The sequence below is a fragment of the Devosia psychrophila genome, from assembly GCF_000971275.1.
Lineage (GTDB): Bacteria > Pseudomonadota > Alphaproteobacteria > Rhizobiales > Devosiaceae > Devosia > Devosia psychrophila.
In genome coordinates, this window is the sequence record NZ_LAPV01000063.1 from 1 (window position 1) to 13,411 (window position 13,411).

The window sequence follows — 13,411 nt, forward strand, 5'->3', positions numbered from 1 at the left end:
CTCAAGACAAGCCGGCAGAAAGCTCGCTTGGTCACGGTCAGCAGCCTCGACAAAACGTCCCATCTGGCACCTCCGAAGCAGTGCCAGATCATACCATAATCCGGAGTTTTCACACAGCCTCCACCCCGTTTCTGCCGGTCTGCAGGCGACCCCCTTTCAGACGTTCAGCGCAGACTTGCCGGTGGCCAAAAGGTGACGTTGTATACATTGCTGTACAAGCTGGCCGCGCCGACTATCGGCCAGCTTAGGGGAGTAGTGTCGCCAGCAATTGATTACCGGGGTGGATTCCTCGCTACGCCGGGTGAGGCCACAGTTGCCATCGGTGCTGTAGCTCTTTGGCACGATCTGATTGCCGAATGTCGTGGCCTGCCAATGCCGCTGTCCGGGGCAAGGCATAGCTTGGCTCCACATTAAGGGAGCATCTTATGACCAGCACAATCTTGATAACCGGCACTTCGAGCGGCCTTGGCCGGGCAACTGCAAAGCATTTCCAGGCCAAGGGCTGGAACGTGATTGCCACCATGCGCACGCCAGCGCAGGAAACGGAACTCAATCAGCTCGACCGCACCCTGGTAACAAGGCTCGATGTGCAGGATGTCGCCTCGGTCCAGTCGGCTATCGCCGCTGGCATCGCCCGGTTCGGCCGCATCGATGGGCTGGTCAATAATGCCGGCTACGGTGCCTATGGCCCGCTCGAGGCGACATCACTCGACAAGATCCGCCGCCAGTTCGACGTCAATGTGATCGGTCTCTTGGCAACGACGCAGGCCCTGCTGCCGCACTTCCGCGCCAACCGGAAGGGCACAGTCGTCAACATATCCTCGGTCGGCGGCAAGATCGCCTTTCCGCTCGGCACGCTTTACCATGGCACCAAGTTCGCCGTTGAGGGCCTTTCGGAGTCCCTCCATTACGAGCTGGCGCCGCTCGGCATTGCCGTCAAGCTCGTCGAACCGGGTGGCATCGCCACCGATTTCTCGGGGCGGTCCTTCGATTTCAGCAATGATCCAGCGATCAGCGAGTACCAGCCCCTGGTCGAGTCGCTGACCACGGTTTTGGGGCCGATGATGGCGCTCGGATCGACACCCGAACAGATCGCCGAAGTCGTCTACACCGCGATGACCGATGGCACCGATCGGTTGCGCTACGAAGCCGGCGGCGACGCCATCCAGTTCCTTGCAGGCCGGCGCGCCGTAGAGGATAAGGCCTTTTTTGCCGGCATGCGGGAGCAGTTCGGGCTCGACACCTGATCCAACTGCGGGCGCCGACTTGATGGATGGCGCGAAGCGATGGACAAATGTCCGAGTTCAATGATCGGTAGATCTCATGCACACGCATAGTTATGCGCTCGATACGACGTGGCGCACCCTGCTGAAGGATCTAGGTATCGTGCCCGCCAATGTCCTGCGCCGCGCCGGCCTTTCGGACGATCTGTTCCAGCAACCATCGGCGCGCCTTCCGCCGGAAGACTATTATCGTCTTTGGGACAGCCTCGAGGCGGAAGTCGCCGACCCGCTCTTGCCGATCCGGCTCTGCGAGGCCTTTCGCAGCGAGTCCTTTTCACCGCCGCTATTTGCAGCGCTGTGCAGTCCAAACCTTCTCGTGGCCGCACAGCGCATCGCTCACTACAAGACGTTGATCGGACCAATCCGGCTGGACGTCACGCAGGTAGCCGATACCGTGACCATCGAACTCACTTGGCTCGACCGGCCTCTCTTGCCGCCAACATCCCTGGTGTTGATGGAATTGCTGTTTTGCGTCTCCGTCGTGCGCATGGGTACACGTGAGCCGGTCCGGCCACTAATGGTCACTACCAGCGTGTTGCCAACGCCCCTTGCGCCTTACGAGAACTTTCTCGGCGCCCGCATTCAGCGCGGCACCGGGCATAGGATCACGTTCACGCTCGCCGATGCCACCCGCCCGTTCCTCACCTCCAACGAACTGATGTGGTCGGCCTTTGAGCCCGGTCTCCGGCAGCGGCTCGCCGATCTTGAAGCCTCGGCGACAACCGCGCAACGCGTGCGATCTGCTCTGCTCGAAAGTCTGCCCAGCGGGCTGGCCACGATAGAAGCCATCACCCAAAAGCTTGCTGTGAGCCGGCGGACCCTACAAAGGCGCATCGAGGCCGAAGGCACCAGTTTCCAAGCGATCCTGAGGGACACGCGGGAGACTCTTGCAAGGCACTATCTCGAAAGGACCGCGCTTCCTGCTGCCGAAATCTCGTTCCTGCTCGGGTTTGATGAGCCAAACTCGTTCTATCGCGCGTTCAGGCTGTGGACCGGCACCACACCAGATAGGGTCAGGCGTGTAGGACGCTGAGGCTCAGCGCTTGACGGTGCCGCCCAGGCCGTCAACCAGCACCGCACACAACCCTACGGGGAGGTGCGTCCTACCCTCCCGCAGGTTGCAGCGGTCTCGGTCCTCGCGCGGGAGGGTTACGATGCCGGGATCCGACTGGGGAAAGCCTTTCCGAGGTCAACGGAGCTTAGTCAGGACGACCGGTGCTCATTGCCCGGGTGCCGCCTGGCGGGAGCCCGAACAATGCTCTAATCCAACTTAGAAGGACGGCCCAGCGCCAGCATCATAACGGTGGCTCCAATAACTCCCAAGAGCAGTCCTCGTCCGGACGCACCACTGATAGCTATAATCGCCACATAGATGGGAACTTGGAAGCTAACCAGTGCAAGGCTATCCCAAAGGAATTTGGATAGCCGATTTGGTCGAGTTCGCTGTAGGAGCCAGTCACGCCAGACGCCATAAGGGCGGGCGACGGGAACCATGAGAACTACTCCTGACAGTCGAGCATGAAATACGTGCTCCCATGCCAACCCAGCGACGAAACGTTCATTGATGGTCCCTGTTGTTGTAAAAAACAGGATCATCGCCGTAGTATCGGAAATGAAAGCAATACGGCTGAGCTATATTTGCGAATTCGAAGGCATTATAGTGCTCTAGATATTCATTATGCCACTGCCATTTCAGTTGGCGTCCGAATTGTCGGTAGCCAACTGACAACTTCGAGTTGGGTAAAGGACAGGCGGCTTTTAGTTACTGTACGGCTAAAACTTCCGATCGCGGAAGTGGCACCCGATGTGACCGTTCCCGCCGAATATTCTCGTTCGGATGAACTCAATTCACCGAAAATGCGTACGGCGCGCCCGGCTTAGTAGTTCGCTAATCCGACAACGCCAATCCCGCAATAAAGCTACGATGACTGCCAATTGGTGGGCCAGTCTGAGACACACTCTTGTGTGCCGTCGCAGCCCAGTCGCCAGTTGGCCGTTTCGACGAGGCTAGTAATGCTCACCATCAGTTCGACGTCCAGAACCACGAATGAACAGAATTGGGCGTTTGGCAGCGACGGTATACGTAGACACCGTAACCGCGGTGGCCGCGATCAAGACCAAGTGTCCTATGAGACTTGCCGCCAGAAACGTATAGCTGCTGATAGCAACTGAAAAGCTGACAGCCCACATAAGTCCCAACGCCTGCAAAACGTAGTGGCGTATTGCGACGTCGGGAATATTCCGAAGTGGGCTGCGTTCATGATCGAAAATGAAATTCCATGCGTAAACGATATAGTCTCGAGTGGTTGCGATCATTATCGTTCGACCTTCTGGTGACGTAGCAGTTGTGACATTCGCAACCACGGGACTAAATGTCGCCCGCGCTACATAGTTCCTACCGAAAGCAACTTTGAATTGCGAGCCATGCGATAGAGGTGGCTCGGGAAATCTTGACATCGGGATAAGTGGATTTTGTGCCTGATGGCGGCCAGTATGGCCGCGAACAGGAGCGACCATGACGAGACGACCCCGCCGCAACCACACGCCGGTGTTCAAGGCCAAAGTGGCGCTGGCCGCCATCAAGGGTGAGAAGACGCTGGCGGAACTTGCCCAGCAGTTTGACGTCCATGCCAATCAGATCACGCAATGGCGCAGCCAGCTTCTGGAAGGCGCAGCCGATGTTTTTGGCAGCGAGACCCGCGCGGAACCGCCAGTCTCGGCGGTGGATGTGAAGACGCTACACGCCAAGATCGGCCAACTGACGTTGGAGGATGATTTTTTGGAAGGAGCGCTCAGCAAAGCCGGCCTGCTGAGCGCAAAGCGATGATCGATCGCGAGCATGATCTGTCAGTGACCCGGCAGGCGTTGGTGCTCGATATCAGCCGGAGCAGCGTCTATTATCTGCCATGTCCAACATCGCCCGGCGATCTGGCACTGATGCGGCGGATCGATGAACTGCATCTGGATTACCCGTTCGTCGGCGCCCGCATGTTGCGCGATCCGCTGGGTCGAGAAGGGTTTGCTGTTGGCCTGCTACACGTGGGCACGCTGATGAAGCGGATGTGCATCGAGGCGATTTACCGCCGACCCAATACTGTCCGCCGTCAGCACCCATGGCACAGATTCAGGGTTGAGCTTTAAGGAGTGTTTTGGTCTCGTTGCATGACGAAGGAACCAAGATGACTGCCAAATCCTCGAATACCAAAAAGCCTGCCGAGCAGGTGGTGAAGGACATTCGCCGGGCAACCCGGCGGCACTTTTCAGCTGAAGACAAGATTCGGATCGTGCTGGACGGCCTGCGTGGCGAAGACAGCATTGCCGAGCTGTGCCGCAAGGAAGGCATCGCGCAGAGCCTGTATTACACCTGGTCCAAAGAGTTCATGGAGGCCGGCAAGCGCCGACTGGCGGGTGATACGGCGCGCGCTGCTACCAGTGATGAAGTCAAGGATCTGCGCCGTGAGGCTGGTGCGCTCAAGGAATGCGTGGCTGATCTGACCCTGGAAAACCGTCTGCTCAAAAAAAGCATGATCGCGGATGGGGACGAGCCAGAATGAGATATCCCGCATCCGAAAAGCTCGAGATCATCAGAATGGTCGAGCAGTCGCACCTGCCGGCGAAACGCACTCTGGACCGGCTGGGCATTCCGCGTCGGACCTTTTATCGCTGGTATGATCGCTACCTCGGTGGCGGTCCTGAGGCATTGGAAGATCGGCCATCCGCGCCGAACCGGGTGTGGAACCGCATCCCGGCTGCCATCCATGACCAGATCATCGAGTTGGCACTGGAGCAGTCCGAACTGTCGCCTCGGGAACTTGCGGTACGGTTCACCGACGAAACGCGCTACTTCGTCTCCGAGGCCAGCGTTTACCGGCTTCTCAAAGCCCACGACCTCATCACCAGCCCGGCCTATGTGGTGATCAAGGCGGTAAACCAGTTCCACACCAGGACGGTGCGGCCCAACCAGATGTGGCAGACCGACTTCACTTGACTTCAAGATCATCGGCTGGGGCTGGATGTACCTGTCCACCGTGCTCGACGACTTCTCGCGCTACATCATCGCCTGGAAGCTGTGCAGCACCATGCGGGCCCGGGACGTTCCGACACACTGGACATGGCCCTCACAGCCTCAGGCTGCGATCAGGCCCATGTGCATCACAAACCCCGCCTGCTCAGCGACAACGGCCCGAGCTACATCGCCGGTGAACTGGCCGATTATATCGAGGCCAAAGCCATGAGCCATGTTCGGGGCGCTCCAATGCATCCCCAGACCCAGGGCAAGATCGAGCGCTGGCACCAGACCCTCAAAAACCGCATCCTGCTCGAAAACTACTTCCTGCCCGGCGATCTCGAGGCCCAGATCGGCGCCTTCGTCGAGCATTACAAACACCAGCGCTATCATGAGAGCCTCAACAACGTGACGCCAGCCGACGCCTACTTCGGCAGGGCCGCAGCCATCATCAAACAGCGCGAAAGGATCAAACGACAGACCATCCAGCATCGGCGCTTGCAGCACCGCAAGCTCTCCGCATAACATCAACCCAAAGACTAGGCCAATACTCCGCTAATCGACGACCCAAGCTGAGCCAAGTGATCTGACGACGGACAGTGAGCACGTTTCTCTAGCCAATGCGCGAACGGTCACTCAGTCGGGCTCAGTTCGGCCAGTCCAAAAAGTTCACCAAGGCCACCATGGGTCGGGGCTACCTTTGGCAGACGAAGAAAACTGGGGTTAGACTAAGGCGATATAGGCTGCAGGCGGTGACTGATCCGCCTGCAGAGAGCCCGTTTTTAGCTGCGCCCGGGCGAGACTGGCTGCAGCGTGTCTGCATCGAAAAATTGCATGGATGTGCCGCCATCCTCATTGGGAACCCAGGCACGGATCAAGCCACCCCATTCTTCAAGACCAGAAGTTACGACCCCGCGCTCGCGCAGCGCGACCTCGACCAGGGTCTTGGACCGACCGACTATGGTGTCATTTTCATTGTCGTATTCAGCGGCGAACGAAGGGACGATGGTGAGGGCGACGACGGCAGCAATGGTTGCGATGGAGAAGGTTTTCATTTGGAAGTTCCTTTCTGTGTGAACACCCTCACAATCGTCCCGGTGCATTGTCCGAACATTGCAAAAACCATTTTTTTCAGTTATTTATCAAATTTCTGAGGGCCCCAAAATGCTGACGACAAGGCGGCAGTGACGTTCTCCCAGGTCCATTGCCCCAACATTGCAGCAGCTGTTTGGGCATGGTGTTGCTACGGGTTCCTGAACGGCAACGGCACCCGGCCGTAAGGCCGAGTGCCGCGCATGTGCGACGCTGTGGAGGTGCAGCGTCAGACGGCGGGAAGCGCATGTTCCAATTGTGGCTCATGATGGTCTGGAGCCTTTGGCAGGAAGCGACCGATGAAACGCGAGAGAGCGTCGACGTAGGTTAGCATGACCGGCACGACGACCAGTGTTAGCAGCGTCGAACTGATTAGACCGCCGATAACCGCGTGGGCCATCGGTGCGCTCTGATCACTGCCTTCGTGGATTGCGAGGGCCAGCGGTAGCATGCCGAAAATCATGGCCAGGGTCGTCATGATGATCGGGCGGAAGCGGGTGCCGCCGGCCTCGATCAGCGCATCGACCAGACTGGCGCCCTCGCGACGACGCTGGTTGGCGTTATCGACCAGCAGGATGGCGTTCTTGACCACGAGCCCCATCAGCATGACGAAGCCGATCATCGAATACATGTTGAGCGTGGACCCACCAGCCAGCAGGCCCAGCATCACGCCTACCAGTGACATTGGCAGGGCCATCATGATGGCCAACGGCTGCAGGAAGCTGCCGAACTGGCTGGCCAGCACCAGGTAGATAAAGATGACAGCTAGCATCAGTGCAGACACCATGCTGCCAACCGTGTCGGACAGCATTTCGGCGTCGCCGCCCTGGGCGACACTGACCCCAGCCGGGAGTTCCATTGCAGCAATCGCAGCGTCGATTTCGGCGCTGACATCGCCCAGCACACGGCCCTCGATATCGGCAGTGACGCTAACCTGGCGGGTCAGGTTCTCGCGGTTGATTTCGCTCGGGCCGACAGTAGAATTGATCTGGGCGATCTGGTCCAGCCGAATGGCGACCGGGGTTTCCGTCTGGCTCTGGGCGATCGGCAGGCTGCCGATGGCTTCGACGTTCTGGCGAAGCTCTTCGGGCAGTCGGACGATGACATCAAGCTGGTCGCCGCTGGCATTGGTCCATTCCGAGGCGGTCTCGCCGCCCAGCATGGCCCGAAGTGCCGAGCCTGTGGCTTGCATGCCGATGCCGAGGTCGCTGGTGATTTGACGGTCCAGCACGATGTCGAGCATTGGTTGGGCCTGCTGCAGGCTGACATCGACGTCGACCGTGCCGGGTATGGCCCGGATACGTTCGGCCAGATCGCTTGCCGCCGCAGACAGGCCTTCGAGGTTTTGCCCGAGCAGCTTGACTTCGATGGGGCTGCCTCCGCCGAGCCCATCCCCTGCCCCCACGATAAAGCTTGCGCCGGGGATCGAGCGCAGGGCTTCGCGAACCGGGACTGTCATTTCCAGCGACGACATGACGCGTTCGCCCGGATCGACGAGGCTGACAACGATACTGGCGTGGTTTTCGCCGGAGGCGCTGCCGGCGTTGACGCTGGTGTAGGTGCTGTCCACCTCGGGCATGTCTGCCAGCAGAGCTTCGACCTGATGCGCCTTGACGGCGGTGTAGGCGGTGGACGAGCCGGCGCGGGTTTCGAGGGTGATCTCGATCTGGCTGTCGTCGCCTTCCGGCATGAATTCGGTACCGACCAATGGGAACAGCAGGAAGCTGCTGCCGAACGACATCAGCGCAACCAGCATGGTGATAATGCGATGCTGTAGTGACCAACGCAGCACGGCCCTATAGCCATGCTCGATCTTTTCAAAACCCTTGTCGAACAGGCCGATCAGCCTGCCAATCGGACCGCGCTTGGCGTCAGGTTGGGAATCTGGATCATACCAAACGCTCGACAGCATCGGATCGAGGGTGAAGCTGACGAACAGCGAAATCAACACGGCCACGGAAACGGTGACGCCAAACTGCACGAAGAACTTACCGATGATGCCGTCCATGAAGGCGAGCGGCAGGAACACGGCGACGATCGAGAGTGTCGTGGCCAGCACGGCCAGCCCGATCTCCTTGGTGCCATCAAGCGCCGCCTGGATATGGGATTTACCCATGTGGAGGTGGCGCGTGATGTTTTCGCGCACCACTATGGCATCGTCGATCAGGATGCCGACCGAGAGTGTCAGCGCCAGCATTGTCATCATGTTGAGCGTAAAGCCCAGCATGCTCACCACGGTCAGCGTGCCGATAATCGAGATCGGCAGCGTCAGGCCGGTGATGATGGTCGAGCGCCATGAATTGAGGAACAGGAAGACGATGACCACGGCCAGGACGGCGCCTTCGATTAGAGTCGCCTGCACCGTCTCGAAATTCTGCTCGATCGGCACTGCCGAGTTCTGCAAAATATCGATTGAGACGTCTGCGGGCAGGCTACCGTTGGCGTTTAGCTGGGTGATCGCCGCTTCGACCGCATGAGCGATGGCGACGGTATTGCCACCCTCTATCTTGACGACGTCGATGGCCAGCGCCCTTTCGCCATCGTGGAACGCCAGGCCCTCGGTGTCAGACGGGCCCTGGGTGACGGTGGCGACGTCGCCGATGGTGATGGTCTCGCCGCCATTGCTGGCAACAATGATGTCACGAAAGCCGCCGACCGAGCTGACTTCGGCGTTGATCTGCACGGTCTGGACCAACATACCATCGACGATGGAGCCGCTCGGCAGGGTCTCGTTGTCCTGCCGCAGGGCGGAAATCACGTCGCTGACGCCGATCCCGAAGGCATTGAGCAGATTGGGGTCGGTGAAGATGTTGACCTGATTGTCGAGGCCGCCGACCACCGTTGCGCTGCCGACTCCTGAAATTGCGGTTAGAGCCGGCGACACGATATCATTGGCCAGCAATGTCAGTTCCGGTACCGACTGGCTCGGGCTGCTGAGTGCCAGCGACACCATCGGGCTAGCGGTTGGATTGTAGCGAAGGACCTGCGTGGCATCGGCCGTGTCGGGCATTTGACCGACGATCGCTGCCAGGCGATCCCTGACGTCCTGCGCCGCTACTGCGGGTTCAGTGTCCAAGGTGAACTGGAGGATTACAGTCGAATGCCCGGCACTGGAGGTCGAGGTCACCGTGTCGATGCCGCTGAGGGTATTGACCGCCTCCTCGATGGGCTGGGTGATTTCGGTTTCGACGGCTTCGGGCGAGGCGCCGGTGTAGGGCGTCAATACCGCGACAATTGGAAAGGCCACGTCCGGGTATTGCTCGACCGGCAGAATGCGATAGGCGGAGATACCGAACACCATGATCGCCACCATGATCATGGTGGCAAACACCGGGTGCTTGACGCTGATGGAGGTGAGAAACATGGCTCAGTTCCCCTCGATGATGACGGGGGCGCCATGGGTGAGCCCCGAAAGATCGGTAGCGACGATCGTGTCCCCAGCCGAAATGCCGGATCGCGCCTCGACCAGATTTGCCGCTAGCCATGTGCTGCCGGTCTCTATGGGGTGCTCATTTAGAACGCCATCGACAATCGCCATGACAAAGGTGGCCTCATCCCTTCGGACGATAGCCTCGGTGGGAACCGCAAGAATGCCCTCATTCTGCTGCACTACGATTTCGCCCGTTACGAACATGCCGCCGCGCAAATTGCCGTCGGTATTGTCGAGGTTGAGATAGACTTTGATCGAGCGCGTACCGGTTTCAGCGACCGGGCTGACCCGATCAACGGTGCCTATGAAGTCTTGCCCGGTCATGCCTTGAACAGCCAGCCGCACCGATTGCCCGGCCACGATCCGCGCCGAATCCTTGAGCGCAGCGACGACCTCGACGCGCACGGTGGAGAGGTCGACGATCGAAAGCATTGTGGTGCCTGGGCTGACGATCTGTCCCGGTTCGATGCTGCGCGAGGCGACTGTTCCCGCAAACGGTGCCAAGACCCGGGCACGCAGCAAATTGGCCTCGGCAAGGGCAACCTGGCTTTGCTGGGTCGCGATGGTTGCCGTCAGTCCATCGACGTCGGCCTGAGCCCCATCGAGCGCGGTCTTCGCTGCCAATCCCTTGTCAGCCAAGAGCTTCGTACGCTCCAGCGTGGTCTGGGCGGCACGCAGTTGCACGACGCTTGATCCCATCGTGCTGCGCTGCTGATCCAGTTGCAGTTGCAGATCGGTGGTGCCGACCTCGACCAGCAGTTGCCCAGCCTCGACATAATCGCCCGGCCGCACTGTCACGGTCTCGGCAAGTCCGCCGACCTGTGCGGCAATCGCCGCTTCCTGCACCGGATGGAGGGTGCCGGTCACCTTGACCAGGTCTTCGATCAGTCGGGGCTGTACCGTGACGATTTCCAGCGGATGCAGGCGCATGGGCCGCGGTGTCTCGGTCACGTCAACGGTGGCTGCGATGGGCGCGGGCGGTAGTTGATTGACCAGCACCACGGACGCAACGCCGGTCGCAATGGTCAGAATAGCTGCCGGCCAGAACCATCTGCGCCGCTGGCGGCCACCGGTGGGTGGGGCATCGTGAGTGGTCGGGTTCATAAGGGCCTCGCATGGCAGACGGACGGCCAGTACTGGCCTCTGAACCCAGTCAATGATCCCATTGGATTGCGTGAACGTTGCGCCTCCAACGCAATGCATGCGCAATGTCCATCGCTAGACTGGCGCAAAGTCGCTAGGAGTATCGAATGCGCATTTTGTTGGTCGAGGACGAGAAGGACATGGCGGAGGCATTGACCGCCGCATTAAGCCGCCACGACATCGTGGTGGACCATGCCCCGACCCTCGAGATTGCCGAAGAGGCCTGCCGCAGCGGGCTGCACGATGCGGTGCTGCTCGATCGCAAGCTCCCCGACGGCGATGGCCTGTCGCTGATCCCGCTGCTGCGGCGCGAGCAGGCCGGGCTGCCGATCATAGTGCTGTCGGCGCTGGGTTCGCCCGAACACCGGGTCGCCGGGCTCGATGACGGCGCGGACGATTATCTCGCCAAGCCGTTCTCGACTGACGAACTGCTGGCGCGGCTACGTGCCGTGATGCGGCGTCCCGCCCAGATCGGGGAAAGCACCGTTACTGTTGGCCTGTTGCGGTTTAATCTGACCGATCGCCAGGCCGATGTGGGCGGCGCGCCACTGGACCTGACGCGGCGCGAACTGCTGGCACTCGAGATCCTCGTTCGTCGGTCTGGCAGGACCGTGTCGCGCAGCGCGCTTGAGGAAGCCGTTTATGGCTACGACGACGAGATCGCCTCCAATTCGCTGGATTCCCACATCTCGCGATTGCGAACTAAGCTGAGCGGCTCCGGCGTTGAAATTCACGGCATTCGCGGACTTGGCTACCTGTTGAAGGCGGCGGCATGAAGCCGTGGACTTCGACTTCGCTTCGCAAAAGACTGACCTGGCGCATGGTCGCAATGCAGGCGCTAGTGTTGCTGGCCTTCGCGAGTGTGGCTGCCATTCCGATCGTCAAGTTTTTGAGTGAAGAGCAGGGGCTCGACGACAGCGTCATCGATGACATCGCCGACTCCATTCAGCGCGACACCTTGGGAGGCCTTTATCTGGCATTGGACGATGACCTTAGCGAAGATGTCGTCCGCTATCCCTCCATGTGGTTTTATGCCACCGACGTCGACGGAAAGGCGGTGCAGATGGGCACCGTGCCGTCCAATATCAGCAATTTGCTGGATGATCTCCCCCGGCTGAACTCTGCCAACATTGCCGATATTGGCCCTAATGAGGGCGGTGCGGCTATCGTGCGGCGCGACGACAGTGACGTGGGCCAGCTCTGGATCATCACAGGCGGTGGTCCTGAGATCCGCTTCAAGTTTATCCTCTCCGTTTTGGGGGAGCCATTATTCCTGGCACTTTTGACCATCCTGACCCTGGTCTCGTTTCTGGTCATTCCGGTGGTTGTCACGCGCCAGCTGCGTGGCCTTGACCATATAGCTGCCGAGGCGGACACGATCGACGTTGACCAGCGCGGGGTTCGCCTGTCCTCGGCCCATGTGCCTGACGAGCTGCATTCGCTGGTGCGAGCCGTCAACGCCGCATTGCAACGCCTCGATGACGGCATCGAGCGGAGGCAGCGCTTTTTGGCGGACGCGGCGCATGAACTGCGCACTCCGATCGCTATTTTACAGACCCGCATTGAACTGTTGCCCAACGATGAGCAGCGCAGCAGGCTGATGCTGGATGTTGCCCGTCTCGCCAACCTCGCCAACCAGTTGCTCGATTTGCAGCGCCTGGACGCGGACCTGACAGTTTTCCAATCGGTCAATCTGGTCGACCTAGCAGCCCAGGTGACCGCCGACATGGCGCCGCTGGCGATCGCCGCAGGAGATGAGATTTCCTTCGATGCCGAGGTCGATGGCGTCACCGTGGCCGGCGATCCAGCCTCGTTGTCACGTGCCATCATCAATCTAATCCAGAACGCCATCATTCACGGTGGCCGGAAAACCACTATCCATGTTGCCGTCGGACGAGACGGCTCGCTGCGTGTTGCCGACACCGGACCAGGCATTGCTGAAGAACACCGCGGCACGATCTTCGAACCGTTTAATCGCATCTTCCCCTTGGACCAGGGCGCAGGACTGGGGCTCAATCTAGTCCGCGACATTGTCACTCGCCACAACGGTCGGATCACCGTGGGCGACGCACCCGGGGGCGGAGCGCTGTTCGAAATTAGCTTGCCACTGTCCGCTCAAATCCACCGCCCTTCGGCGTAAAGGTTGAAGCGCGCCGGCTGACCGCGCGGTATAGCCGTATAGCCGCATCCCATGCTCTCGACCGCTGTTTCGGCTGAAAGTGCCGAACGCACGAGCCTCCCGGGGACATCGAAGAAGATGTCAGTGCAGACTGTCCGTCGTCAGATCACTTGGCTCAGCTTGGGTCGTCGATTAGCGGAGTATTGGCCTAGTCTTTGGGTTGATGTTATGCGGCGAGCTTGCGGTGCTGCAAGCGCCGATGCTCGATGGTCTTTCGTTTGTTCCTTTCGCGTTGTTTGATGATGGCTGCGGCCCTGCCGAAGTAGGCGTCGGCTGGC

8 protein-coding genes and 2 pseudogenes are annotated in these 13,411 nt (G+C 59.8%); 6 read left to right on the forward strand and 4 right to left on the reverse strand.

Annotation, left to right across the window (positions count from 1 at the left end):
* Positions 1 to 425: 425 nt before the first annotated feature.
* A complete protein-coding gene (locus tag WH91_RS05175) occupies positions 426 to 1,247 on the forward strand; it encodes an SDR family oxidoreductase (protein ID WP_046169951.1) in 822 nt (273 codons plus the stop codon).
* Between the two features lie 76 nt (positions 1,248 to 1,323).
* Positions 1,324 to 2,316, forward strand: coding sequence for an AraC family transcriptional regulator (locus tag WH91_RS05180; RefSeq protein WP_046169952.1), 993 nt, complete (start codon positions 1,324 to 1,326; stop codon positions 2,314 to 2,316).
* A gap of 227 nt (positions 2,317 to 2,543) precedes the next feature.
* On the opposite strand, the gene alaE is transcribed toward WH91_RS05180, so the two are convergent.
* On the reverse strand, positions 2,544 to 2,879 hold the full coding sequence (gene alaE, locus WH91_RS23185) for an L-alanine exporter AlaE (protein WP_244542500.1): 336 nt from the start codon (positions 2,877 to 2,879) through the stop codon (positions 2,544 to 2,546).
* Between the two features lie 919 nt (positions 2,880 to 3,798).
* On the opposite strand from alaE, the pseudogene WH91_RS23195 reads away from it, so the two are divergent.
* A pseudogene (locus tag WH91_RS23195) lies at positions 3,799 to 4,406 on the forward strand (IS3 family transposase); the annotation flags it as partial.
* Between the two features lie 56 nt (positions 4,407 to 4,462).
* Positions 4,463 to 5,814: pseudogene (locus WH91_RS05200) on the forward strand (IS3 family transposase).
* 257 nt (positions 5,815 to 6,071) lie between these two features.
* Here the strand turns inward: WH91_RS05200 and WH91_RS05205 are convergent.
* The 3 genes from WH91_RS05205 to WH91_RS05215 all read right to left on the reverse strand — a co-directional run bounded on the left by WH91_RS05205 (position 6,072) and on the right by WH91_RS05215 (position 10,915).
* A complete protein-coding gene (locus tag WH91_RS05205; RefSeq protein ID WP_046169954.1) occupies positions 6,072 to 6,344 on the reverse strand; it encodes a hypothetical protein in 273 nt (90 codons plus the stop codon).
* Positions 6,345 to 6,610: 266 nt separating this feature from the next.
* Positions 6,611 to 9,745 (reverse strand): efflux RND transporter permease subunit, encoded by a 3,135-nt coding sequence (locus tag WH91_RS05210; RefSeq protein WP_046169955.1) that lies wholly within the window; start codon positions 9,743 to 9,745, stop codon positions 6,611 to 6,613.
* 3 nt (positions 9,746 to 9,748) lie between these two features.
* On the reverse strand, positions 9,749 to 10,915 hold the full coding sequence (locus tag WH91_RS05215) for an efflux RND transporter periplasmic adaptor subunit (protein ID WP_052952602.1): 1,167 nt from the start codon (positions 10,913 to 10,915) through the stop codon (positions 9,749 to 9,751).
* A gap of 146 nt (positions 10,916 to 11,061) precedes the next feature.
* Here WH91_RS05215 and WH91_RS05220 point away from each other — a divergent pair, with 146 nt between their 5' ends.
* Together WH91_RS05220 and WH91_RS05225 are read left to right on the forward strand one after the other, a co-directional pair.
* Positions 11,062 to 11,730 carry a response regulator transcription factor gene (locus WH91_RS05220; RefSeq protein WP_046169956.1) on the forward strand — a complete coding sequence of 223 codons (669 nt, stop codon included), beginning with the start codon at positions 11,062 to 11,064 and terminating at the stop codon, positions 11,728 to 11,730.
* Positions 11,727 to 13,094 carry a sensor histidine kinase gene (locus WH91_RS05225; protein ID WP_046169957.1) on the forward strand — a complete coding sequence of 456 codons (1,368 nt, stop codon included), beginning with the start codon at positions 11,727 to 11,729 and terminating at the stop codon, positions 13,092 to 13,094. The genes WH91_RS05220 and WH91_RS05225 overlap by 4 nt, the downstream gene beginning before the upstream one ends.
* Positions 13,095 to 13,411: the final 317 nt, after the last annotated feature.